At 73.3% G+C, this 24,558-nt stretch carries 18 protein-coding genes; 7 read left to right on the top strand and 11 right to left on the bottom strand.

The genetic code is table 11. The features are described 5' to 3' along the window. Positions 1–16: 16 nt before the first annotated feature. Positions 17–2,413 (top strand): glycosyltransferase, encoded by a 2,397-nt coding sequence (locus ABD932_RS10365; RefSeq protein ID WP_345010959.1) that lies wholly within the window; start codon positions 17–19, stop codon positions 2,411–2,413. Beyond that, positions 2,410–3,693 (top strand): acyltransferase family protein, encoded by a 1,284-nt coding sequence (locus ABD932_RS10360; RefSeq protein WP_345010957.1) that lies wholly within the window; start codon positions 2,410–2,412, stop codon positions 3,691–3,693. Before ABD932_RS10365 ends, ABD932_RS10360 begins: the two co-directional genes overlap by 4 nt. Before the next feature lie 46 nt (positions 3,694–3,739). Here the strand turns inward: ABD932_RS10360 and ABD932_RS10355 are convergent, their stop codons facing one another. Beyond that, the gene (locus ABD932_RS10355) at positions 3,740–4,831 is read right to left on the bottom strand and encodes a S1 RNA-binding domain-containing protein (RefSeq protein WP_345010955.1); all 1,092 of its coding nucleotides are present in this window, start codon (positions 4,829–4,831) and stop codon (positions 3,740–3,742) included. A 30-nt stretch (positions 4,832–4,861) separates the two neighbouring features. Further along, entirely contained in the window at positions 4,862–5,956 is a 1,095-nt protein-coding gene (locus ABD932_RS10350; RefSeq protein WP_345010953.1) for a MerR family transcriptional regulator, read from the bottom strand. Between the two features lie 144 nt (positions 5,957–6,100). On the opposite strand from ABD932_RS10350, the gene ABD932_RS10345 reads away from it, so the two are divergent. After that, the gene (locus ABD932_RS10345; RefSeq protein ID WP_345010951.1) at positions 6,101–7,018 is read left to right on the top strand and encodes an ATP-grasp domain-containing protein; all 918 of its coding nucleotides are present in this window, start codon (positions 6,101–6,103) and stop codon (positions 7,016–7,018) included. On the opposite strand, the gene ABD932_RS10340 is transcribed toward ABD932_RS10345, so the two are convergent. Further along, a complete protein-coding gene (locus ABD932_RS10340) occupies positions 7,012–8,112 on the bottom strand; it encodes a hypothetical protein (RefSeq protein WP_345010950.1) in 1,101 nt (366 codons plus the stop codon). The genes ABD932_RS10345 and ABD932_RS10340 overlap by 7 nt on opposite strands. Positions 8,113–8,319: 207 nt before the next feature. Here ABD932_RS10340 and ABD932_RS10335 point away from each other — a divergent pair, with 207 nt between their 5' ends. From ABD932_RS10335 to ABD932_RS10320, 4 genes are read left to right on the top strand one after another with little or no spacing between them, the layout of a single operon-like run. Beyond that, positions 8,320–9,576, top strand: coding sequence for a toll/interleukin-1 receptor domain-containing protein (locus tag ABD932_RS10335; protein ID WP_345010948.1), 1,257 nt, complete (start codon positions 8,320–8,322; stop codon positions 9,574–9,576). After that, complete coding sequence (locus tag ABD932_RS10330; RefSeq protein ID WP_345010946.1) at positions 9,573–10,526, top strand: AAA family ATPase; 954 nt, start codon at positions 9,573–9,575, stop codon at positions 10,524–10,526. Before ABD932_RS10335 ends, ABD932_RS10330 begins: the two co-directional genes overlap by 4 nt. Beyond that, entirely contained in the window at positions 10,523–11,536 is a 1,014-nt protein-coding gene (locus tag ABD932_RS10325; RefSeq protein WP_345010944.1) for a hypothetical protein, read from the top strand. Before ABD932_RS10330 ends, ABD932_RS10325 begins: the two co-directional genes overlap by 4 nt. Next, positions 11,533–14,526 carry a tetratricopeptide repeat protein gene (locus tag ABD932_RS10320; protein ID WP_345010942.1) on the top strand — a complete coding sequence of 998 codons (2,994 nt, stop codon included), beginning with the start codon at positions 11,533–11,535 and terminating at the stop codon, positions 14,524–14,526. The genes ABD932_RS10325 and ABD932_RS10320 overlap by 4 nt, the downstream gene beginning before the upstream one ends. A gap of 70 nt (positions 14,527–14,596) precedes the next feature. On the opposite strand, the gene ABD932_RS10315 is transcribed toward ABD932_RS10320, so the two are convergent. Genes ABD932_RS10315 through ABD932_RS10280 form a run of 8 tightly spaced genes read right to left on the bottom strand, consistent with a single transcriptional unit; the run spans position 14,597 to position 24,468 of the window. Beyond that, positions 14,597–15,214, bottom strand: a complete 618-nt coding sequence (locus ABD932_RS10315; protein ID WP_345010940.1) for a hypothetical protein — start codon at positions 15,212–15,214, stop codon at positions 14,597–14,599. Then, positions 15,180–15,983, bottom strand: a complete 804-nt coding sequence (locus ABD932_RS10310; protein WP_345010938.1) for an FkbM family methyltransferase — start codon at positions 15,981–15,983, stop codon at positions 15,180–15,182. The genes ABD932_RS10315 and ABD932_RS10310 overlap by 35 nt, the downstream gene beginning before the upstream one ends. Next, positions 15,980–16,216 carry a Trm112 family protein gene (locus tag ABD932_RS10305; RefSeq protein ID WP_345010936.1) on the bottom strand — a complete coding sequence of 79 codons (237 nt, stop codon included), beginning with the start codon at positions 16,214–16,216 and terminating at the stop codon, positions 15,980–15,982. Before ABD932_RS10305 ends, ABD932_RS10310 begins: the two co-directional genes overlap by 4 nt. Further along, positions 16,213–17,133, bottom strand: a complete 921-nt coding sequence (locus tag ABD932_RS10300; protein WP_345011481.1) for a hypothetical protein — start codon at positions 17,131–17,133, stop codon at positions 16,213–16,215. Before ABD932_RS10300 ends, ABD932_RS10305 begins: the two co-directional genes overlap by 4 nt. A 24-nt stretch (positions 17,134–17,157) precedes the next feature. Next, entirely contained in the window at positions 17,158–17,895 is a 738-nt protein-coding gene (locus tag ABD932_RS10295; RefSeq protein ID WP_345010934.1) for a class I SAM-dependent methyltransferase, read from the bottom strand. Beyond that, positions 17,892–19,289: a condensation protein gene (locus ABD932_RS10290; RefSeq protein WP_345010932.1), complete on the bottom strand. Its 1,398-nt coding sequence runs from the start codon at positions 19,287–19,289 to the stop codon at positions 17,892–17,894. Before ABD932_RS10290 ends, ABD932_RS10295 begins: the two co-directional genes overlap by 4 nt. After that, positions 19,286–23,746 (bottom strand): DUF3367 domain-containing protein, encoded by a 4,461-nt coding sequence (locus ABD932_RS10285; RefSeq protein ID WP_345010930.1) that lies wholly within the window; start codon positions 23,744–23,746, stop codon positions 19,286–19,288. The genes ABD932_RS10290 and ABD932_RS10285 overlap by 4 nt, the downstream gene beginning before the upstream one ends. Then, entirely contained in the window at positions 23,743–24,468 is a 726-nt protein-coding gene (locus tag ABD932_RS10280) for a class I SAM-dependent methyltransferase (protein ID WP_345010928.1), read from the bottom strand. The genes ABD932_RS10285 and ABD932_RS10280 overlap by 4 nt, the downstream gene beginning before the upstream one ends. Positions 24,469–24,558: the final 90 nt, after the last annotated feature.

Here is a 24,558-nt window from a genome sequence, read left to right as displayed (position 1 = left end):
GATTGGACCCACATACATGCACACCGAACTGAGGCGCGCACCCGCGCCCCGGAACACTCAGGCCTGCCCGCCGACCGACGGGCCGCCGATCGCCGGACCGGCGATTGAGGGACCGGCCACCGACGGGCCGGCCCAAGGCCATGTCCTCGCGGTCGGCACCCCCGGCCCCCGACGCGAAAAGCTCACCCGCACCCTCGAATCCACCGGCTACGCGGTCACCCACGCCGTCCCCGGCGACATCGGCCGCAGCGTCCAGCGGACCCCGCCCGACGCGATCGTCGCCCTCGACGGCCACGGCGGTGTCGACCAGGCCGTGGCGGTCGTACGGGAGATACGCACGGCACCCCAGAGCCAGGTCCTGCCCCTCGTCATGGTCACCGCCGACCGTGAACCCGCCGGTGTCGCCCGTCTGTTGCGCAGCGGCGCCGACGACTGCCTGCCCGAGGCCGCCGACCCCGTCGAGCTGTCGGCCCGGATCGCCGCCAAGCTGCACCGGGTCCCGGTCCCCGTCGACCGGCTGGCCCTGGACCCGCGCACCGGCCTGTACTCCGCACCCCACTTCCGCGACGAACTCGACCGCGAACTGCGCCGCCCCGGACGCCGCGACGGCGTTCTCGCGGTGGTCGCCGTGGCCGAGGCGGACACGCTGGAGGAACGGTTCGGGGCGCGGGTGCGCCGCGAAGTCGCCGAACGCCTCGCCGGTGTCGCCGAGCGGCTCGGCGACGGCAACGACCGGCTCGGCTGGGACGAGGAAGGACGGCTGCTCGTCCTCATGCCCGGCGTCGACGAGGAGACGGCCCGACGGGCGCTGGAGGACTTCGCCACCACGGTGGCCGGCACCCGGTTCGTCGTCGCCGACGAGAACGTACGGCTGACCCCGGCCGTCGGCTGGCTCCCCCTAGCGGGAGCCGACGGCCGTGCGGTCGAGAGGGCGGCCGACGCCGTCGCCGAGGCACTGCGCCACCGCGACCTGCGGCCCGTGCGCTACGAGCCGTGGATGAGAGCGGCCGCCGCGCCGCGCCGCCGCGCCAGAAAGGTCGTACGCCCTCTTCTCCTGGCCCTCTCCCCGCTGCTCGCGCTGCTGATCGGCGTGGGCGTTCCGTTCGCGCTGTACGAGCAGACGTACGCGGCGCTGGGCTGGGACATCGCCTCCGGGGTCTACTGGGTCGTCGTGGCCGGACTGGTCCTGTCCGCCTCGCTGATCCTCCTCGAATGCCTCTTCTCGCTCGACGCGCCCACCCGGCCCACGGAGCCCGCGCAGCCGTATCCGCCCGCGAGCGCGGTGATCGCGGCGTACCTGCCGAACGAGGCCGCGACGATCGTCGACACGGTGGAGTCCTTCCTGCGCCTGGACTACCCGAACGACCTGGAGATCGTCCTCGCCTACAACACGCCCCATGCCTTGCCCGTCGAGGACACCCTGCGCGAAATCGCCCGCCGCGACCGGCGGTTGGTGCTGCTCCCGGTGCCCGGAAGCACCTCCAAGGCGCAGAACATCAACGCCGCCGTCACCCGCGTGCGCGGCGAGTTCGTCGGTATCTTCGACGCCGACCACCACCCCGCGCCGGACGCCTTCCGTCACGCCTGGGACTGGCTGTCCCACGGCTACGACGTCGTCCAGGGCCACTGCGTGATCCGCAACGGCGACAGCTCCTGGGTGGCCCGGCAGGTGGCCGCCGAGTTCGAGGCGATCTACGCCGTCAGCCACCCGGGCCGGACCCGCCTGTACGGCTTCGGCATCTTCGGCGGCTCCAACGGCTTCTGGCGCACCGACCTGCTGGCCCGTACCCGGATGCACGGCTCGATGCTGACGGAGGACATCGACTCGACGCTACGCGCGTTGCGGGAAGGCGCGCGCATCGCCACCGACCGGACGCTGATCTCGCGGGAGCTGGCGCCCACCCGGCTCAAACCCCTGTGGAACCAGCGCTCCCGCTGGGCCCAGGGCTGGCTGCAGGTGTCCCTGCGTCACCTCGGACAGGCACTGCGCAACCCAACCTTCACGCCCCGTCAGAAGGCGGGACTGGTAGTCCTGTTGGGCTGGCGCGAGATCCAACCCTGGCTCTCCCTCCAGATCCTCCCGATCCTCCTCCACTCGGCCCTGCGGGCCGGAGGAGCGGACCGTATCGACTGGGCCACCCCCGCCTGCCTGCTCGCCTTCGCGTTCACGCTGTCGGCGGGCTTCGTGCAGACGGCGTTCGCGGGCCGGCTGGCCCTGCCCGAACTGCGCCGCAGGCGCGGCTGGTTCTGGCGCCACGCGCTGATCTCGACGGTCTTCTACACCCACTTCAAGAACATCGTGGCCCGCCAGTCGCACCTCAAGGAGCTGCTGGGGGACCGGCGTTGGCGGGTGACGCCACGAGCGGCGGCGACGGCGGCGGCGACGGCAGCGAAGGCGGTGGGCGGCCGGTGACGAGCACCCCCGCACCACAGCCACCGAAGCCCTCCAGCGGCGCCGGCGGCTCCCGCGGCGCCCGCGCCTCCCGCAGCGTCGAACTCCAGGGCTTCCGGGGCCTGGCCGCCCTCAGCACGGTCGTCTTCCACGTCTGGCAGCAGTACTACGTCTACGACGCCCAGGGCGCCCACCCGCCGGTCGACAACCCCTACCTCGGGGCGCTGATCTCCCTGGAGGTCATCGACCTGTTCTTCGTCATGTCGGCGTACCTGCTGACGCTCTCCTACGCCCGGGCGGCGATCGACGGCGAGGACCGCACCCGCCCGGGCAGGGACTTCCTCTTCCGCCGTGCCACGAGGATCCTCCCGCTCTACTTCCTCGCGGTGCTCCTCGTCTGGTCCCTGCGCAACCCGTCCCTCCCCGGCGACTGGCGCGACCTGCTGGAACACCTCACGTTCACGCACGTCTTCGACCAGAAACGCATCTTCTACACCCTGGGCCCGACCTGGTCGCTCTCCCTGGAGATCGCGTTCTACCTCACCCTGGTCGTCGTGGGCCCCCTGGCGATCCGCGCCTGCCGCCGCCTGCGCACCCGCCGAGCCCGCGTCGCCCTGTGCGCGACGGGCTGCGCGGCGCTCTACCTCGCCCCCCTCGCCTGGATCGCCGTCGCCCACCACGCCCTCGGCGTCCCGCACACCAACTGGCCCGTGTACTTCGGCCCCCAGGCCCGCCTCGGCGGTTTCGCGGCGGGGATGCTGCTGGCGGTGCTGCTGGTGGCGCTGGGCGAGCGGGGCCGGATCGGCGCGCGCCGGGCCACGGCGATGGCGGTGACCGCGGCGGCAGGCCTCTACGCGTTGTCGTATCACTCCGAAGCGGAAAACCCCTGGCACACCTACTACCACCCCCTGGCCGCCCTCCTCTGGTTCGCCCTGCTCTACGCCACCCTCCACGTCCGCACGACGGCCCGCCCCCGCTGGCACGCCCTGTTGCGCTCGGGATGGCTGACGGGCGTGGGCCTGGTCAGCTACAGCCTGTACATCTGGCACGAGCCCCTGATGCTCCTCCTGTACGACACCGGCGCCCTGCCCCGCTCCCCGGCGGGCTTCCCGCTGGCGGCGGCGTTCGTGGTCGCGGCCGGGGTCCTGGTGGCGACGGTGAGCTACTGGGCGGTGGAGTATCCGGGGAGCTTGCTGGCGGGGTTGCGGGACAAGAGGGGGCGGCCTCGGGAGTTCTATCCGGAGCCGGGGCCGGAGCCGGGGCCGCAGCCGCTGCGGGAGGTTGAGCCTGCGGTGCGGTAACCCGGTTCGGGAACCCTGATTCGCCGCTGCCCCGCCCCCCCCAAGGTCAGGGCAGCGGCGTCAGCACAACCCGGCGGCGTACGAGGTTGATGTCGGTGACCTCGACGGACAGTTCGTCGCCGACGTCGAGGGCGGCCCGGTCGGTGAGGGTGTCGCGGTGTACCAGCCCTTCGACGCCCTCGGCGACGCGTACGAACACGCCGAACGGGGCCACCTTGGTCACGGGGCCGCGGACGACCCGGCCCACCCCTGCGTTCCGCGCGAACTCCGCCAGCGGGTCCGGGGCGAGGGCCGCGAGCGACAGCCGTACCTGGGGCCGGAACAGCTCGAAGGCGAGGACCTCGGCCGTGATCTCCTGGCCGCCGTGGACCACCTCGTCGAAGGAGTCGAAGTGGTGCCGGGAGAGTTCGGGGGCGGTGATGAAGCCCTCGGTGCCGTCGAGGTCCACGAACACTCCGAAGCTCTCGATGCGGCTGACGACCCCACGCACGATCTGCCCCTGCTCGAACCCCTGCCACGCGGTCTCGGTCCCGGCGAGCCGGCGCCTGGTGCCCACCAGCGTGGCGAGGTCCTCGGCGATCGGGATCTCGACCGTCTTCAGCGCGGAGTGGCGCAGCCAGTACAGCCGGGCCCGGTCCACGGCGCCCTCGTGCAGCGGCGGCCAGTCGGTGGCGGGGGTGAAGTCGTCGATCACGATGCGGCCGGCCGGTGCCAGGAGCCGGGCCGGATCGGCGGGGGAGTCGTCCTCGGTCTTGGCCGTGCCGCCGCCGTCAAGGACCAGCAGGTCGTACGGCCCCCGCTCCTCGATCCGCCGCCAGTCGTCGCACAGCACCTCCACCTCGGGCCGGTCGGCGAACACCTCGGCGGCGACACGGGCCCGCTCCGGATCCCGCTCCACGCTGACGAGCCGTACGCCCGGCCGGGCCCCCTCCGCGAGCCAGGCCAGCCCCAGCCCGCAGCCCGTGCCCGTCTCCCCGATCAGGGTGTCGGCACCGCTCGCCAGGGCGTGCAGCAGGCGGCCCTGTTCCGGGCGGCAGGAGTAGGGGAAGCCATGGGCGCGGGCCGCGGCGAGGGCTCGCTCGACGAGCGGGGGGAGGTGAAGTGCCTTGTCGTACGCGTCCGTTCCGGAGATCGACATGGGGTCGATCCTGCCGTACGGATGCCCCTGTCAGGCCGCCTCCTCCACCACGTCCGCCACCACACAGCTGACGTTGTCCGACCCGCCCGCCTCGTTCGCCGCGGCGATCAGGGCGTGGACGGCGGCGTCCGGGGCCCGGGTGGAGGCGAGGAGGCGGCGGATGGCGGCGTCGGGGACGACTCGGGAGAGGCCGTCGGAGCACAGGAGGTAGCGGTCGCCGGGCTCGGTGTCGTGGAGGCGGAGGTCCGGGGTCGCGGGGGTGGTCGGGGAGAGGGACTTGAGGAGCAGCATGCGCTGGGGGTGGGTCGTCGCCTCCTCCGGGGTCAGGCGGCCCTCGTCGATCAGCGACTGGACCACCGTGTGGTCGTCGGTGATGCGGAACAGGGCGCCGTCGCGGAGCAGATAGGCGCGGGAGTCGCCGATGTGCACCAGGGCCAGCCGGGAGCCCGTCCACAGCAGCGCCGTCAGCGTCGTGCCGGCGTCCTGCGCGGAGCCTGAGCCGGAGCCGGCGTCGGCACCGTCCGCCGCGTCCCGGACCGCCTCCGTTGCGCCCTGTACCGCCTCCTTCAGCAGGTTCAGGACGTTGCCCGCCGGGAGCTCGTCCGTGTCCAGGAAGCGCAGCGCTTCCACCGCCGCGCCGCTCACGGGCGCGCCCGCAGGTCCGTAGCCGTCGGCCACCGCGAGCAGCCGGGTGCCCGCGTAGGCGGTGTCCTGGTTGGCGGGGCGGACGCGGCCCCGGTCCGAGTGGGCGGAGTAGCGGAGTTCCAGCATGGTGGTGTCCTTCCTCGGTTCTGCGAGCAGTTGTCCGACGAGGAACCCGGCGAGATCGCGCCGCGCCGCCGTCTCCGCCTCGACCTGCGCCCAGTAGGCACGGATCTCGCGGGCGGCGTCGGCCGGTGGCAGCGCGCACACCTGACGGATGCGGGCCAGCGGCATGCCGAGCCGGCGCAGCCACGCCACGAGGCGGGCCCGCTCCAGCTGTTCGACGGCGTAGTACCGGTACCCGGTGTCCGGGTCGACCCGGCTGGGGCGCAGGAGGTCCAGCTCGTCGTACAGCCGCAGCGCCTTCGGCGACAGCCGGCAGGCCTTCGCGAAGGCCCCGATCGTCAGTATGTCCTCGCGCATCCCGAGCCCTTCCGGTCCTCGCATCCGGTTCCTCGCACCGATGCTGTGGCTTCACCGAAGGTGAAGGTCAAGGGGCCTGTCCCGGTTCCGAAAGCGCTTGTTAGCCTGCGAAGCGCTCAACCGTCACCGATGGAGGAACCCGCCGTGCCCCGCATAGCCCTCGTCACCTGCCGCCCCGGCCCCGAGATCAGCGTCGACCGCGACCTCCCGGTGCTGGTCCGGGCGCTGCGGGACGCCGGGGCCGAGGCGGACTCCGTGTACTGGGACGACGACGCCGTCGACTGGGGCGGCTACGACCTCGCCGTCCTCCGCTCCACCTGGGACTACAGCTGGCGGGCGGCGGAGTTCCTGGCGTGGGCGGAGCGGTGCGGCAAGGTCACGCGGCTCGCCAACCCGGCCGAGGTGGTGCGCTGGAACGCCGACAAGCGCTACCTCGGCGACCTCGCCGCGGCCGGGGTGCCCACCGTGCCGACCCGGTACTTCGCGCCCGGCGACACCCCGGCCGCCGCCGATCTCCCGGCCGACCACGAGTACGTCGTCAAGCCCACCTCCGGCGCGGGCGCCCGGTTCGCCGCCCGGTACACGCCCGACGAGCACGACACGGCCGTACGGCAGCTCGCGCGCATGCACGCGGAGGGGTTCACGGCGATGGTGCAGCCCTATGTGAAGGGCATCGACGTCAGCGGGGAGAGGGCCCTGCAGTTCTTCGGCGGGCGCCTGCTGCACGCCAGCCGCAAGGGTGCCGTCCTCAGCCTCGGGACGCCGTACGACGAGCGGAAGGTCGCGCATCCCGGCCTCGAACCCTGGACCCCGACCCCGGCCGAACTCGCCGTCGCCGAGCGCGCCCTGGCCGTCGTACCGGAGGCCGCCGAGCTGCTGTACGCGCGCGTGGACCTCGTAGACGGGGAGGACGGGGACGGTGGGAACGACGGGGACGGTGGGAACGGCGGCGAGCCGCGGGTCATGGAGCTGGAGCTCGTCGAGCCGAACCTGTTCCTGTCGCTGCATGCCGGGTCGGTGCCGCGGGTGGTGGAGGCGATCGTGGCGGCCGCGGTTCAGTAGGAGCGGTCGGTCGGGCCCGGTCCTGGGGGAGGCCCGCCGGGCAGGGCGGGGGGATCCGGGGCCGCCCCCGAGCGCAGGCGTTCGAAGACGAGGTCGAAGGTGAAACCGGCGCTGAAGCCCAGCGGCAGGGTGAAGAACAGGAGCCTGCGCACGTCCAGCTCGTCGAGCAGGGACGGCACCGTGAGCAGCTGGGACGCCACGTAGAGCAGGACGGAGACGACCCCGGCCCCCAGGCCCCGTACCGCGGCCCTGGGCCACTGGTCGGCGGTCTCGAAGGAGCTGCGGATCACGGCGCCGGCCATCGCCGCCAGCAGCGGCGTCACCACCAGCACCGCGAGCCGGCGGCCGGTCGCCGGGCCGGGCTCGCCGGCGAGGACGAAGCCCAGCAGGGAGCACACCAGCAACAGCAGGGCCACGGCCGTGCCCAGACCGGCGGAGAGCAGGGAGCGGCGTGCGCTCCGGTCGCCCTGGCGCTGCCACTCCGCACGGCGCAGTCGCTGCCGGTCCAGGCACTGGACGAGCCGGCGCGCGGAGTCGGCCCGCCAGTCCTGGCCGAGCAGGACGATGTCGTCGTCGGTGGTGTCGTTGCGGACCTTGTCCAGGTTGGCCCACACCTGGCTCGCCCCGCCCCCGAACGCGGCGACCGGGAGCAGCGGGATGCGCTGTGACAGGGCGATGACCCCGGCCACCCGGGTCGACTGGGCGCCGCCGACGAGCAGCGCCGCGTCGCAGGACAGCAGCGTCCGGTAGAAGGAGACCTCCCACTCCGGCCCGGTGTCGCGCACCAGGCGCACCTCCGCCGCACTGCCCTCCGGCAGCCCGAAGTCGTGGTCGCGGTGCCGGGGCACATGCAGGAACACCGTGCCCGCGCCGTCGGCCTCCCGCGCGTAGCCCTGGACGACGTCGTACTCGACGTACTTGGGTTTCGCCGAGAACACCGCCAGGTCGTAGCCGGCCGCGGCCAGTTGGCGGCCCAGTTCGCGGCATGCGGCCGGGGCCGCGTCGGGCCGTCTCAGCTCCGGCGTGTACGGGCGGCCGGGCTCGAGGCTGCCGACGATCGCGACGACCGGGCGTGCCCTGTCGGACGACACCATCCCCCGCTGCCCCCTGTCCGCGTCGACCGGTGGTCCGCTGCTCCCGTGAGGCTTTCCGGGAGACGGCCCGACCACACCCGAGCACAACATGAACAACCGTCAATTCGTCGACATAGCGTCGAGTTGACGTATGTCCGAGTTGACCTATGTCCCGATCACCTGTCAACCTCTCCGTCCTACAGGGGCGGCTGAGTCCCTACTGGGCACGTGCAACAGGACGGTCAGTGGTCGATGGCGATCACCTTCATCAGTCACAGCTCGGCGGAGACCGAAGAGGATCAGGCGAACGCCGATTCGGTACGGGCCGAACTCATCAAACGGTTGCCGGACTTCGGCTGGCAGGTCCTGGTGGACGACAACCTGTCGGCCGGCACGGACTGGCGCTCGGATCTGTACGAGTGGCTCACGGACTGCGACGCGGCCGTGGTCCTGGTGACCAGGGACGGGCTGGAGTCGTCCTGGCTCAGGCGTGAGGTCGAGATCCTCTGGTACCGGCGGTCGGTGGGGTCGCCCCTCACCATCGTGCCTGTGCTGCTGAAGGGGCTCACCACGCGGGAGCTGCGGCGCTCGGAGATATCCCGGCTCGCCGATCTTCAGTGCATCCTTCAGGAGGACATGGCCGGCGAGGACCTCGTCTCCCTGATCGTGGACCGCCTGGGGGACCTGGGCGTGTGCGCGGACACCCCGGCGAAGCGCTCCATGACCACCAAGATGGAGCACTGTCTGGACGGGGTGACCGACCGGTTCAGGCTGAGGGCCATGGCCCAGGCGCTCGGCTCCGAGGGGGACTGGCGGTTTCCCACCGCTTCGGAGGAGCGCCGCCGTATCGCACACCACTGCCTGGCACCGGTACCCACTGACAACGTGCCGCTGGCCGTGACCGAGGTCGAGTTCTTTCTCGCACTGGACCGGCTCGACAGACTCATCAGCCTGCTGCTGCCCACCTGGATCGATCCCGTGGCGGTACGACTGCTGCTGCCTGGTGCCGGCCAGGTGGTCGCCACCCTGGCCGGCACCTGGACCGACATGGCCAGGCAGCACATCCACCGGGCGTCGTACTTCTCGGGCGCCTACCGCAGCGAGGCGGTCCCGTTGGTGGCCGGCGAGGCACAGGCCACCGAGCACATGGAGGCCTGCCTGGCAGGCGTGCGCGCTCTCCTGAGGTCGGACGACGAGAACGACCTGCCCCGCAAGGGCCATGTGCTCTTCCTCGTCATCGACCCCGCCGGGACCGAACTCGGCGTCGTCGGGGAACTCGTGCGCACCCTGATCGGGCGATTCTCCTGGCTCAACATCATCGTCCTCACGGACCGGGACGATCCCGCGGATCTGGGCGCCCAGGCCGGCCCCACCCTGCACATCCCGCTGCAACCCGGTGTCGAGAGCCAGGTGAAGCGCACCAGCCGGGAACTGGACGACATACGCGCCCACCACAACGGCCACGGAAAGGACCAGGCGCGGTGATCCCCGAGCCGACCCCGCCGCAACCCACCACGCGCAACGCCCCCGACCGCCCCGACGGCCGTGCCTACGTCGTCCGCGGCGACCTCGACCTGGCCGTCGACGTCGCCCTCGCCACCGGGCGGCCGCTGCTGCTGCGGGGCGATCCGGGCTCCGGCAAGTCGTCGTTCGCGGCGCATGTCGCCTGGCTGAACAACTGGGCGTACCACGAGCACGTGGTGACCTCCCGCACCCAGGCACCGGATCTGCTGTGGTCCTTCGACCATGTGCTGAGGCTGGCCGACGCGCAGGCACAGCGGCTCAAGCCCATCGACGCGTATGTGGAACCCGGTGTGCTGTGGAAGGCGTTCGCGCCGCGCTGCGCCCGCGCCCACACCCATCGCGCCCGTTCCCACCGTCTGCCCCGGTCCCGTGGACGACGGCCGGTCAGGACGGACTCCACCGAGCTGTGCACCCAGTCCGTCGTACTGATCGACGAGATCGACAAGGCGGACCCCGAACTGCCCAACGGGCTGCTCGTCCCGCTGGGTTCGCGCCGCTTCACCCTCTCCCAGACCGGCCGGGACATCGAACCGGAGGACGACGCCAAGGCGCTCGTGGTGATCACCACCAACGAGCAGCGCGAGCTGCCCGAGGCGTTCCTGCGGCGCTGTCTGGTCGTCAAGCTCGAACACCCCGAACCCGAGGAGCTCGTCGAGGTCGCCCGCACCCATGTGGACGCCTACGACGGCCCCTTCACCGATGCCGACCTGCTGCTCGCCCAGGACCTGGCGGATCTGGTGCAGGGGCTGCGCGCGGACGCGGAGCGAAGGGCGCACCGCAAGCCCAGCACCGCCGAGTTCCTGGACGCCTTCCACGCCTGCCGCAAGATGGGCATCCGGGTCGAGGACAGTGACGAACGCTGGCGGACGCTGCGCCGGATGGCGCTGCTGAAGCAGGACAACGTGGCGTGAGCGCACACGTCCCCCAGATCTGGGTGGCCGACCTGGCCAGAGCCCTGGACGCGGTGGGCGCCGACCCCGTCCGGCAGTACCGGGTCGCCCGGATGCTCGGCTTCGGTCACGAGCCACCGCAGCCCGGACCACGGCCGGACCCGGCGATCGGCCCGCCCGCGCACGTCCCGCAGGCCGAGGACGCGCCGCTCCTCCCGCCCGCCCGCCTCCCCGGCGAGGCCGCCGTCCCGCCCGACCCACCGCCACCGCACCTCGACCCGGGTCGCTACGAGGGACGGCCCCGCCCGGCCGGCCTGCCCGTGCTGGAGCCCGTCGACTTCGACGCCCCCGACCCCACCGACTGGGCGACCGTGCCCTTCCTCGACGAGGTGACCGACCGTCATCTCACCGCCCGGCCACCGCTGGAGCCGCTGCTCACCGAGCGGTCCTCCACCGCGATCCTCAACGCCGCCCTGACCACCCTGGTCCGCGACGACGGCGAACCGGACATCGACGCCCTGGTCGAGGCCTTCGCCCGGGGCATCCCCCTCACCCGACTGCCGCGGGCACCCCGCCCCACGCTCCGCTTCGGCGTGCAGGTCCTGGTCGACCGGGGCGACGGCATGCAGCCGTACCGGCGCGACCAGCAGGAACTCGCCCGCCGGATCACCGGTCTGGTCGGCGCCGAGCTCACCCAGATCCGTTACTTCGCCGACGCGCCGAACCGGGGCACGGGCCCGGCCTCCCCGCGCACCTGGCAGCCGTACCGGCCGCCCAGTCCGGGAACCCGCGTCCTGGTCGTCTCCGACCTCGGTGTCGGCGGGCCCGTCCTGCATCCGCGGCGCGCCTCGGTCGCCGAGTGGTACCAGGTGTTCCACGAGATCGTCCGGGCCGGGTGCACGGTCCTGGCGCTGGTGCCCTACCCGGTCACCCGGGTGCCCGCGGAGCTGACCCCGCTGCTGTCCGCCCTCACCTGGGACCGGACCACGACGGTGAGCACGGTCGCCGCGCTGGTGGGGCGCCGGCGGTGACCGTGACACGCGACCGACAGGCCGTCGACGCGGTCGAGAAGCTGGCGACCGCGCTCAGCGTGGCGGTGCGCGTGGAGCCCGAACTGATCCGGGCGGTGCGGTTGGAGCTGTTCCCGCGGCTCGGCGTGGAGACCGAGTCCGACCTGTGGTTCAGCGGACTCGTCCGGTCCCAGGGGCCCACCGGCCTCGTCTTCGACACCGGTGAACGCCACCGGCTGCAACGCCGCCTGGCGCGATGGCTGCGGCAGCAGCGGCCGGACGCCCCGGTCCACTCCCTCTGGCGCGTCATCCGCCACGTACACGCCGACCTCTCCCCGGCCCTCCTGCTGGAGGAACAGGTCACCTGGCTCGCCGTGACCGGACGGCGCGGTGAGATCGACGACGCCCTGGCCCCGGCGCTCATGGCGATCACCCAGCAGAACCGGGACGGCCTGAGGCAGTGGCTGGCCTCGGCCTGGGACCGGCTGCCGCAGGCGGTCCGGGACTCGCCCACGGGCTGGCAGCTCGCCCAGACCGCCCGCCCCCGCTTCCCGGCCCGGCGCTTCCCGTTCGGCGTGGAACGGGCCCCGCTGCCCGCCCGGCGGCTCGGCGACCTCGCCCGCGTCCTCGACGACATCCTGATCACCGTGCGCCGGGACGGCGACGAGCTGGAGATCGACGGGCGGCCGGTCGACCCCGAGGCCGCCGCCGAGGTGCCGCCGGGCAGCTACGCCCTCCCCGTGCCCGACACGGCACCGCGTGTGCTGACCCTGCTGGCCGGCGGCCCGCGCGAGCAGGACGAGGACCTGTCCGTTCCGGTGGCCTGGCAGCTCCGCGTCCCTGTCGGTCCCGGACCGGTCCTGCTGCGCAGCGCGCGCGGCCATGTGTACCGGCTGCCGGAGCGGACCGAGCCGGTGCGCGACGCGGGGCCGGCGGGACGGTTCCTCGGGATATCGGTGGCCCGGTACGACCACGAACTGCTGCCGCCGCTCGACACCTCGACGGACCTGTGCCGCGAGGTGGGGGCCGCGTTCGGCGACACCTACGCCAAGGAGTACCTGGCCGACCCCTCCCTCGCGGCCGTCACCGAGCGGCTCGCACAGCTCACGGCGCGGCGGCACGACGGGCCACTGGTGGTGTACGTCCGCGGGTACGCCCTCTCCGGCCCGGGCGGACCCCGACTCGCCTTCCGCGACAGCGATCCCGGCCGACCGGACACCGTCCTGGGCGGCGAGTCCCTCTTCCACCTCGCCACCGCCTCGGGCGCCGACCAGGTACTCGTCCTGCTCGACACCGTACGGCCGCCGGGCAGCGGCGACGACTGGGGCTATCCGCCGCTGTCCATGGAGCTGAGAACGGCGAGCTGGACGGGCCAGATCTCCGTGCTCGTGCCCCATGACACCGGGTGGGACAGGCTGTTCGGCTCCTGGCTGATACGGCTGCTGCGGCGCGGTCCGGACGCCGGGCCCCAGGGGTGGGGCTGGTCGCCCCGGGACCGGTTCATCACCGGCGGTGAACTCATGCGGGCCGTCGCCCTGGACTGGCCGGGGGAGTACCCGTCGACACCGCGGAACTTCGCCGCGGGCGTGCCGCGCGAGCTGCTGGCCAACCCCCGGTACGCCCTGCGGGACTTCCCGGACGACCTGAACCCCGCCGACTTCGGGGAGGCCTACGCGCAGGAGGCCGCCGCGTTCCTCGGCGAGGTGATCAGGGACAGCGCCGGCTCGCCCGAGGACCGCGAGCGCGCCGTGTCCAACATGCTGCTGCTGGGCCCGGACCGGGGCGTCGAGGCCGCCGTAGCCCTGGACGACCTGGCGGAACGATTCGCGGCGGTGGGTCGCCGGGCCGACGCCACCGCCGCGCACCAGCACGCGATCGACCTGCTCCGGCCGCTCACCGAGCAGCGGCCCGACAGCGCATGGCCGGCCCTGGGATCCGCGCTGTACGGCCTCGCCGGCCGGCTCGCCGAGGCCTACCGATGGGCGGAGGCGCGGCCGTTCGCCGAGGAGGCGGTGGCCCTGCGCCGCCGCCTCGCCGACACCCGGCCGGACCAGCGACCCCGGCTGGCCGAGAGCCTGCACCTGTGGTCCCTCGTGCTGCGGGGCGCCGGCCTGCACCAGGAGGCCCTGGACGCGGCCGTCGAGGCGGCGGACCTGTTCGGCCGGCTCACCGTCGACGATCCGGAGGAGCACCGTTCGGCCCTGGCGGTCTGCCTCGGCAGCCTCGCCAACCGCTACGGCGAGGTCGGCCTTCCGCAGCACGCCCTGACGGTCGCGGTCCAGGCGGAGGTCATCCGGCGGGCGCAGGCCGAGTCGGACCCGGACGCCCGCGCCGACCTGGCCCGCAGCCTGCACGTGCGCTGGTACTGGGAGCGTCACCTCGGGCACACGGCCACGGCACACACCACGATGACCGAGTGCATGAGGCTGCGACGGGAACTGGCCGCGCGGCACCCCGAGGCCCACCGCCCGAAGTACGCGGAGAGCCTCAACTGCCTCGCCGTCAGCCTCGCGGACCTGGGCCACATCGACCGCGCGATGGTCCCCGCCCGCGAAGCCGTCTCGATCTACCGGGAACTCGTCGCCGGGGGCGCCGTCGACCTCCGCCGGCCCCTCGCCCGCACCCAGCGCAACCTCTCCCTCTGGCTGGGCGCCCTCGGCCGGCCCGCCGAGGCGGTGTCGGCGGCGTCCGACGCGGTGAGCCACTACCGCGAGCTGGAGGCCGAGCAGAGGGGCCTGCACCGCGCCGACCTGGCGGACTCACTGGAGATGTGGTCCGGAGCCCTGGACCAGCTCGGCGAGGGCAGACCGAGAGCGCTGGACGCGGCCCGCCAGGCGGTCGTGCTCTACCGCCAGCTCTTCGCCGCCGAACCGGACAAGTACCGCCGGGCCTTGGCCCGCAGCGTCAACACCCTGTCCATCCGCCTGGACGCGCTCGGCCGGCACCAGGAGGCGGCGCGCCTGCGCCAGGAGGTCGGCGACATCATCTCCGGCGCGCTGCCCCCGTTCTGACCGGCCTGAGCAGCCCTGCCCCGGTCCTGACCGCCCTGACCGGCCGTGCCCAGTTTCAGGCCGCCCCCGACTACCGGACCGCCACCCGCTGCAGCAGCCCCCACGTGAACTCGGCCACCACCTCCCGCCGCACGCCCTCCCCGTCCGGGGCGGTGAACGCCAGCCCCCATCGGGTTGGGGCCGTGCCCTCCAGGGGCCGGGCGGGGGCGAAGGCGCGGGCCGCCTCGTCGACCGTGCAGGACCAGGGGGTGAGGTCGGCGAGGGTGCGCAGCGTCGGGGCCCCGGCGTCGGGGGCGCGGACCAGCCATTCGTTCCACACCGTGCCGTTCGGGGCGAGCAGCACCTCGAAGCGCAGGTCGGGCCAGAGCGGGACCGGCCACAGCCCGGCCTCGCACTCCAGGTCGCCGACCTTGCGGGTGACGACGGACTCGGGCGCGCCCAGCACCGACCGGTACCGGGATGCGGCCCCGCGCGCCCGCGGGGAGCGGACCATCGCCTGCCACCGCTTGTTCGCCTCGCGCATCTCGGCGAGGGAGACGCCCAGTTGACGACGGGCGTCGTCCACCAGGTCCGGATTGTGGTCGGCCATGCGGCGCAGCAGCACCAGCTGGAAGTCGTGCGGGGTGAAAGGGCCGGCGCGGTTCGGTCCGCCGCTAGCGGGGTGCTTTCCGGAGGGCATGCGACCCATCGTCGCCGATCGGGCGGCGGCCGTCGGGGAGAAAGAGGACCGAATTGACGTACCGCGGCCGCCGGAAGGGCAGGACCCGGCGCAGCAGGCCCTGGGTGACGACGTACGAGGTCTCCGCCTGGTGGTCCTCCAGCGGGAAGCGGCTCAGGGGCACCCAGTCGCGGCCGGGCAGCACCCAGCCGTCGTAGCCGAGCAGCGACAGATACGTCACCACCGGGCCGATCGGCTGGATGCGGGACTCCAGCTCGATGAACAGGGCGGGCCGGTCGCGCGCCAGGACGCCGGTCGCGCCGCGCAGCACCGCGAGCTCGCTGCCGTCCACGTCGACCTTGACGAACCCGACGTCCTTGAGGCCGAGTTCGTCGAGGGTGACACAGCTGACCGGCAGTGCCGTGGCGTGGATGTCCCGGCGGACCAGGGAGGACACACCCCGGTCGCCCGCGTCGTGCGGCGGCAGCCAGAGCCGGGCCGCGCCGGGGCGCTCGGCCGCCGCGGCCTGCACGATCCGGACGTTGGGCGGGGCCGTCGCCGCCAGGAGCCGCGCCAGATGCGGGACCGGCTCCACGGTCACCACCCGGCGTGCCCGTCTCGACAGCCGCCGCGTCCACGGGCCGTACCAGCCGCCGACGTCCACGGCCGTCCCGCACCCCGCGGGGCACAGCTCGGCCAGCCGGGCCAGCTCCGGTTCGAAGCGCGGGTACACGGCCCGGGCGACGGCGGCGACCAGGCGGGTGGGCAGGAGCGGGGCGATGTGCGCGGCCAGGGTCATGGGGCCATCCGTTTGAGGAGTTCCTCGTGTTCGTCGTCGGAGACCTGCTCACCGGAGGCCGGCAGCAGCTGCGGGATGCCGTCGACGATCGGGTAACGACGGTGCAGGCGCGGGTTGTACAGCGCCTCGGCCGCCCCTTCCGCCTCGGCGGGGGCATCCGGTGCGACGAGGTGCAGCGGGCCCTTGTCGAGCGGGCACGCCAGGATCCGGAGCAGTGGGTCGTCGGGTTTCATGGTGGTGTCAACTCCTTGGCACCGATGGGGGGTTGAGGAGAAGCGGGTGCGGGACGGCGGTCGTGGCGCGGCATCGACAGCAGTACGGCGACGGCGAGCGCCGTACCCGCGACCCGCAGCGCCAGCCGCAGCGGGTCCTCGGGCAGCGCCTCGCCGAACGACAGCGTGCCGAGCACGGCCGTGTAGAGGCAGGTCACCGTCGTGCACACCGGCACGATCAGCGAGGCCCGGCAGCGTTGCAGCGCCGCCTGCGACATGACCAGCCCGAACGCGCCGGTGAAGAGGAGGAGATACGGGTACGGGGAACGGAGCAGATCCAGCAGCGCGCCGCCGAGCCCGCTCGTCGTCAGATAGCTCGACACCCCCTTGATGGCCAGCGAGCTCACCCCGTAGAGCAGCCCCACCGCCACGCCGTACTCGACGCCGGTCGTCGGCAGCCGGTGCCGGTGCCGGGTCCTGCGCTCGGCGGAGTTGTACAGCCACACGCCGGCCGCCAGCGACGGCACGCACACCAGCAGGATCAGCGGATACGGGGCGCCCTGGCTCACGCTCTCCGAGCCCTCGCGCAGCGACAGCACGACCATGAGCAGCGCGGCGAGGATCGCCGCGAGCGCGTACCGCTCCCGCCCGCTGGTCTCCTCGCCCAGCAGCCGCGCGGAGAGCAGCACGAGGAGGACGAGCCCGGAGACGAAGATGCCCTGCGCGGCGGCGATCGGCAGGGTGCGGTAGACCACGAGCTGCGCCCCGAACCCGGCGGCCAGGGAGAGCGAGCCGCCGATCCACAGCGGGCTGCCGATCACCAGCCGCAGCAGCCGGGCGGGTTGCCGGACGGTCACCTCCGGGAGTGAGCTGAGCGCCCGTTTCTCCAGGACGAAACCGAGGCTGTACAGGGTGTTCGCCAGCAGGGCCGCGGCCACTCCCCACCACATCGGTCCACCCCCCTAGGTCCGTCGTGCGTGCAGCAGCAGGATCGACGCGAGCGATGGCCTGGCGCAGGCCAGCCGGTCGAGGGGTCGCAGCGGGCGCGGTACGCCGTGGAAGGGGGCGCCCGCGAGGCATACGACCTCGAAGCCGGACGCGGCCACGAACTCGCGCAGCGCCCGGGCGGTGTAGAGCCGCAGATGCCCCACGACCTCCTTTCCCGGCCGGCCGTGGATCCCTCGCAGGCTGACCTCCGAGAACACCGGCTGCACCCCGGCCAGCAGCAGACCGCGGTTGTACCAGGCGGCCAGGTTCGGGGTGGAGAGCATCAGATGGCCGCCCGGGCGCAGCACCCGGCGTATCTCGTCCAGCGCGGCGTCCGGGTCGACGAGGTGCTCGATCACCTCGCTGAACAGCACGGCGTCGGCGGAGCCGGACCGCAGCGGCAGCCCGCCGCCGGTGAGTTCACCGCGGACGGCGTACGGGATCCGGGTGCGGGCCCGGCGCAGGGCGTCCTGGGACCAGTCGATGCCGACGATGCGGTGGCCGGGGAGGAAGGGGGCGGCGGTGGCCGCGGCGGTTCCGTCGCCGCAGCCGATGTCGACGATCGTGCGCGTCCGTTCGGCGGTCGCCGGGCCCAGGGCTTCGGCCAGCATGCGGGCCTGGCGGCGGCTGCGGGGGCTGCCGGAGGCGACGGGCACGGCGGGGTTCTCGTAGAAGTCGCGCAGTTCGGGGGGTTTCACGGGGGAGGTCGTCACGGGGTCACCTCCGTGGTGTGCAGGTAGTGCTCGAAGAGGTCCCTCAGGTGGGCGCCGTCGCCGTGGCTCAGCAGGGCCCGCGACCAGCGCAGTGCGAGGTGCAGGCGGCCCGCCGTGGAGGCCGTGGTGACGGTGAGGCCGCGGGGCATCCGGGCGGGCGCCGAGAACCACACGGCGTGCGCCCGGCCGCCCTCCTCGCCGAAGTCCAGGGGGTACGGGATACGGCCGATGTTGCTGAGGAGGGTCGTCGAGGTCCAGGGCGCGGCGGCTCTGCGCAGACCGCGGGTGAGGGCGGCACGCACGGAGACGGGGGCCCAGGGGGCGGTGAGGAGGGAGGCGCCGTGGCCGAGTTGGGGGCGGGGTAGGGACTTGAGGGCACGGGTGCGGGTGGCCGTGCGGTGCAGGAGGGCGGGCATGTCGGCCGGGGCGTGGGCGGCCAACTCCTCGGGGCTGAACGGTACTTCGACCAGGCGGGTGCCGTTGCCGATGGGCATGGTGGCGTCGCGGGGGCGGTCGTCCACGGGCATGGTGATGCGCAGGGGGCGTGGGTCGGCGCCGTGTTCTCTGTTCCAGTGGGCGATGGTCAGGGCCGTGGTGACCATGAGCTGGTCGTTGACCGTGTAGGGGGAGCCCTTGGGGCGGTGGGGGAGGGGGAGCTCGGTGACGAGCATGCCGTTGCCGGGGCAGGGCTCGGGCGTGCCGGGGGCCACCCGGGCGGGGGGTGACCAGTTGGAGGGGGTGGCTTCGGGGAGTTCCGGGGTTTCGGAGGCCGTGCGCACGGGCGGTGCGGCGGGGGAGTTGTCCTTGCCGCTGTAGAGCTCGGCGGCGGTGGCGAGGACGCGGAGGCAGGCGGGGCCGTCGAGGGCGGTGTGGTTGATGGTGAGGAAGAGGACGGTTCCTTGTGCCGGCCGTGGCCGTGGACCGTCGGCTCCGCGCAGCTGCACACCTACGGCATCAGTCGCCTCGCTCCCCTCGACCGCCCCCGCCCCCGCCCCCTCCACCACCTCCAACCGGATCGGCGGCGACAAGGACAACGGCGGCGCCTCCGTCAGCGCCCGAGTCCGCGCATCCCGCAACGCGTCCTTCCCCGGCACCGGAAAGCCCACCACCTCCACGTCCGGCTCCGCCGTCAGCTCCCACTCGTACCGGCGCCGGTACCACCGCCCCGGCGCCTCCCGCATGAGGATCCGCGGATGCCGGCGCAGCGCCTCGGTGAAGGCCGTACGCAGTCGCCCCGCATCCAGCCGCCCCGGCAGATGGACCTCGATGTGAACCGTCTCCGGCTCCTCCTCCTGCAGGCAGTGCCGGGCGACCTCGTCCACGACGGGGAACGGGACACGAACCGGCGGCCGAAGCGGACCCTCGGCGCGTGCGGGCTGCTGCAGTGCGGTCATGTGGCTTCGCCCTTCCCGGTGTCGTCGGACGCCGCCGCGTCCTCGGGCCGCCCGGTCGCCCGGAGTCGTGGATCACGGGGCGCGATCCGCGCGGTCGGCGGATCCGCCTCCGGTCCGCCGGGGCCGCGCGCGGAGACGGTCGGCCCCGAGTCGGGCCTCGGTGCAGTCGGACCGGAGCGCTCGGAAGGCCCAGGGGCTCCGGGGCCCTCGGGCGGCTCGGTGCCCAGCGGACTGCGCCCCCGCTCCCGGTGCGGCAACGGCCGCGTCGGCGCTTCCGGCGGGCCGCCGGCCGTGGCGCCACCTCCAGAGACCGGCGGCAGGAGTGCCGCTCCGGCCGTCCCTTCCCGCTCCCGCACACTCACCACGCCCGCGAACAAGCCGACCAGCGCGAGCAGTTGGGCGGTCCGCCCGAAGGCGCCCTCGCCGACTCCCACCGGCTCCCCGGCCCCGACCGCCGCGGCGACCCCCGCACCCGCGAGGGCCACGAACGCGACCGGCACCAGCAGCGCATGCCTCCGCCACGCCACCACCGCCAGCGCCGGCACCAGCAGCGCGAACCACCCGGCGATGAACACCGCCACCACCGTCACGGCCACCGTGCCCAGCCACAGCCCCGGCAGCGGCGGAGCGGCCTGCGGCTCGTCGGGGTTCGGGGCGCGCCGGCGCCACAGCACCAGCCCGGCCAGCAGCGCGAGTGCGACCGCGCTGCCGATCAGCCCGCCCTCGTAGGTCACCGCGGGCTCGTACGACAGCTCGACGGTGCCGCCGGCACCCGCCGGGATCCGCCAGCCCTGCTGCCAGCCGTCCAGCCGTACCGGCGTCAGTTCCTCGCCGTTCAGCGTGGCGCGCCAGCCGTCGTTGAAGTTCTCGTACATCGTCAGGTAGCTCGCCGCCCCCGACCCGACGGTCACCGCGCGCCGGTCGCCGAGCCAGTCCCGGATCCCCAGCTCACGCGCGGCCGTCGAGGCGTCGGCGACCGTGCCGCGCGTCAGCGTCACGTCGGTGAGCGCGAGGGGCCCGCCGTCCCCGCCCTCGACCTGATGGGCACCGGCGGACAGCTGCAGCCCGTCGTCGTCGCGGCCACGCTGACAGAGCGTCACATCGACCCGTCGCCGCTCCACGAGATCCCGTACGGTCCCCCGCACGCTCGTCTCGTACAGCTCCCCGTCCACCGACACCACCGGCCCCTTCCCGCACGCGAGCGAGAACGGCCGGGTGTCCCTCGGCTTCGGGGTCCGGTACTGGTCGAGGGCCGGGACGTAGGCCTCGGTCAGGCCCACGGGCAGTTGCAGGTCCTCGCCCACCATCGGGTTGTAGAGGGTCAGGGGCGCGGTCTGGGTGATCGTGATGTCCAGGCGGTCCGTGGTGATCGGCGGGAAGCGGACCACGCCGTTCTCGTCGACGCCCGCGATGGCCGCGCCGTCCGGGGAGCTGATGTGCACCTCGGTGGGACGGGTGGACAGCCCGCCGGCCGGCGCGAGCACGACTTCTCCCACGGCCTGCTTGCCGGGCCAGCCGAGGTGGATGGTCGGCCGGTCGCCCGCGATCCACGCCGTGGTCAGGTCGCCGTCGGTGAGGTTGCGCGGCGACAGGCCGGCCCCCAGCCGTGCCGTGGAGTCGGCGGTTGCGACGATCCGGTTCCGTTGGTCCGGCGCCACCTCGTACAGCAGCTTGTCCAGTGCCTCGCTCGGCACCGGCACGGCGCTCGCCCGCATCTCGTACGTCCCCGCCGTGGACGTGGTGAAGCGCCGGTGCAGGCCGGCCTCCGTGCCCGTCGGGGACAGCCCGGTGGGGTCGGCCGTACGGGAGAGGGAGACGATCTCGGCGGCCGCACCGGAGTCCTTGGCGTCGGTGGGCAGGCGCAGCAGCCGGGTCACCTGCACGTCCGGCAGGTCGATCTCGGAGAACCCGGCTCCGGTCAGGCCGACCCGCCGGGACACGGAGTCCGTGATCGTCAGCTTCATCCAACCGGTCGCGCCCGCAGGCGCCTTGACGGTCTGCGTACTGCCGTCCGGCCGCAGGAGGGTGTTCACCGAACCCTTCTCCGTCTCCACCCGCACCCGCGTCGGCGCCTCCCGCACACCCTCCTGGGGCAGCGGCGTGACCTTGAACGACGACGGCATGTCGTACGAGCCGCCCGCGAAGGCGATCCGCAGCCACTCCCCGTCCGGCGACCCCTCCGAGCCCTCGGTCCAGGCCGTGTCCGGGTTGCCGTCGAAGGCGTTGACCGGGTCGAACTGCGGGAGATGGAAGAGCCAGCTGCCGTACGACGACGCCGTCACCGACCGCGCCCCGCGCAGCTCGGCCACCGTCTGGTGGTCGAGGCCGGTGGTCGGCAGGATCTGGTGCGGTTTCTCGCCCGCGTCCTGGGCGGCGTCGGGCGCGTTGCGCTCGTCGCGCGTGTACGTGTACGACGTGCCCGCGTTGATCAGCCCGAACCGGGTGTCCGCGCGCCGCAGCCCGTCACCGACCACCTGCACCGGCGGTGAGCCGAGGCCGGGATGGTTGTCGCCGGTCAACACGCTTGCCCGGCCCCGCAGTTCCGGCGCCAGCGGCAGCAGCGCCTCCGGACCGCCGGAGACGACGGCCGTGTCGGCGACCGGCTGTAGCCCGGCCTGGTGCGGGCGCGGCACGTCCGCGCTCACCGGCTTGTAGATCTCCACCGCCCGCTGCCGCGGATACAGCCCCTCCACCTGCAGCGGGGTGTTCGGGGCGATCGTCCCGACGGTCATGACCGGCCCGAGGCCCGTCACCCGCTCGTACCCGGACTGTTCGAGGGTCCGCTGCACCGTCGTCGTGGGGACCTGCCCGATCTGGTCGGGATCGAGGTCGTTGCGGACGACGACGTAGTGGATACCCGCCCGGCTCAGGTAGTCGGCCAGCCCCGGCACTTGGCCGCCGCTGGTCAGCGCCTGCTCGACGGCGTCCATGGCGCGCCGGTTGCCGGGGGTGCCGAAGGGGACGTAGTCGCGCTGGGCCCAGCGCGAGTCGGCCAGGACGTCGAGGGGCTGGTCGATGGTGGAGCCCCAGGTGTAGATGCCGTGCGCGGTCGCGGGGGCGACGAGGGCGCGGGCGTCGGGGGAGTACTTCTCCAGCCAGTCGGCCGTGGCCTGCCAGTACTTGGGGATCTCCTTGAAGGACCCGGGGTTGAGGATCGAGCCGTTGAGATACGGCCACATCAGCCCGGGGAGGATGAGAACCGCCGCGATCAGCGGGGCGAACCGCCGCCCCGGCACGCGCCGGGTCCCACGCGCCTCGGCCGCCACACCCACCAGGTGGGCGATCCCGAGCACGAGCGCCAGGGCGAGCCCCGTCTGGAACTTGTAGATGTTCCGGAAGGGGACGAGTCCGCCGTCCAGCCAGTCCTGCACGACCCCGTGGAAGGGCGCGCCGAACGCCCCGCCGTACCCGGCGAGCAGGACCAGCGCGACGGTCACCACGGTCAGCACCAGCCACCGTCGCTCCGGCATGTCCCGCCGTGCCAGCCCCGCGAGCCCCAGCCCGGCCGCCAGTGCCGAGCAGACGATCACGCCGGCGGACGCGGCGACGGTCCAGCCGGCCGGCAGCCAGGCCTCCCCGAAGTGCAGATAGGCGACCCAGTTCCCGGCCCCGCGCAGGGCCTCGGTCGCCGACATGGTCTCGGTGGTGGTCTGCGAATTCTCCACGTACGGAAGGAAGTTCTCGCCGTAGGTGCCGAGGAGCAGAAGCGGGATGACCCACCAGGCGGTGGCCAGAATCACTCCGGGCACCCACCACGCGATCAGCTTCCGCTGCCGTGGCCCGGCCGGGCGGGACAGCAGATACAGCCCGACGGGAAGCAGCGAGGCCAGCGTGGAGGCGGCGTTGACGCCACCCATGAAGGGGATGATCAGCGCCGACCGCAGGGCGGCGACCCGCGCGGCGTACCGCTCGTCGGTCAGCGGCAGCAGCACCCACGGGAGGAAAGCACCCGGCAGCGCGGCGGCGGACGTGGACCCCACGATGATGGTGAAGACGGGCCACAGCGCGTAGACGACCGCGGCCACCAGCCGCGACCCTCCGCTGCCCACCCGCAGCCGCTCGGCCAGCCGCAGCGCACCCCAGAAGGCGACGGACACGATCAGCGACAGCCACAACCGCTCCGCGAGCCACACCGGCAGCCGTACGACATCGGCCAGCCAGTAGAACGGCAGCATCGGCCACAGATAGCCCGAGTACTGGTTCTGGATCCCGCCGAAGCTGCCCTCGTCCTGCCACAACTGGCCGAGGTCGGCGAAGAACTGCCCCGGATCGACGGTCACACCCAGCTTGGTGTCGAACGTCTGCCGCCCCGGCTGCACCGCCAGCAACAGCACGAACACCACGGCCCAGAACCCCAGCAGCCAGCGCCGCGACCGCGGGCCCTCCGGGGGGCCCGCGGCAGGCGCAGAGGAGGGCACGGCTGCCGGGGGAGGAGCCTGGACCGTGGTCGTCGTCATGGTGGACACCGCCTGAGGATGAGGAGGAGGTTCCAGGTGGCGAACTCGCGTATGCCGGGCGCCTTGACGACGGTCTCCGCGAGGAACGGCCAGTAGCGGGAGCGCGCCGACACGACCTCGACGTCGTCGCGGGCGCGGACCTGCCGCAGGGTGGCACCGATGTGCACGGCGAAGAGGTTCTCGCCGAGGGTGTGCTTGGCGTCCCGTCCGGTACGCCGCCGATAGCGAGCACGGGCCCGCTCGGCACCGAGGTAGTGCCAGGGGGCCCACTCATGGCCGCCCCAGGGGGACAGCCAGTTGGTGAACGACACGTAGATCAGCCCACCGGGCCGAGTGACCCGCGCCAACTCACTCAGAAAGGTCTCCGGATCGGCCACGTGCTCCAGCACGTTGGAGGAGAAGGTGACGTCGGCGACGCCGTCCCGCAGGGGCAGCAGATACCCGTCGGCGACAACGGCTCCGTCGGGAGGCTTCTCACCTATCTCTGCGAGGTCCGGCTCGAAGAGATAGGCCTGCGCACCGCGCCGCCGGAACTCCTCGGTGAAGTACCCACTCCCCCCACCGACGTCCACGACGGTACGCCCGGCGACGGGCCCGTCGTAGGCCTCGACCTGATCGGCGGCATCACGGGCGAGCAGCGAGTAGCAGGCTTCAGGATCGTCCTGCTCATGAAGGAAGGCCCGGAAGAGGGCAAGGGACCGCCGAAAAGAGGGGTCCTTCATATGGCCGGTCCGTGGAGCGCCCCTGAAGGGGCGCGGGGCTGTGACATTTGCGGCTCCGCCGCGGGGGCGCGACCAGCCACGACGCTCCCG

The sequence above is a fragment of the Streptomyces shaanxiensis genome (genome assembly GCF_039537145.1).
Taxonomy (GTDB): domain Bacteria; phylum Actinomycetota; class Actinomycetes; order Streptomycetales; family Streptomycetaceae; genus Streptomyces; species Streptomyces shaanxiensis.
Note: the sequence above shows the minus strand (reverse complement) of the source record. Positions and strands in the feature narration are given on the sequence as shown.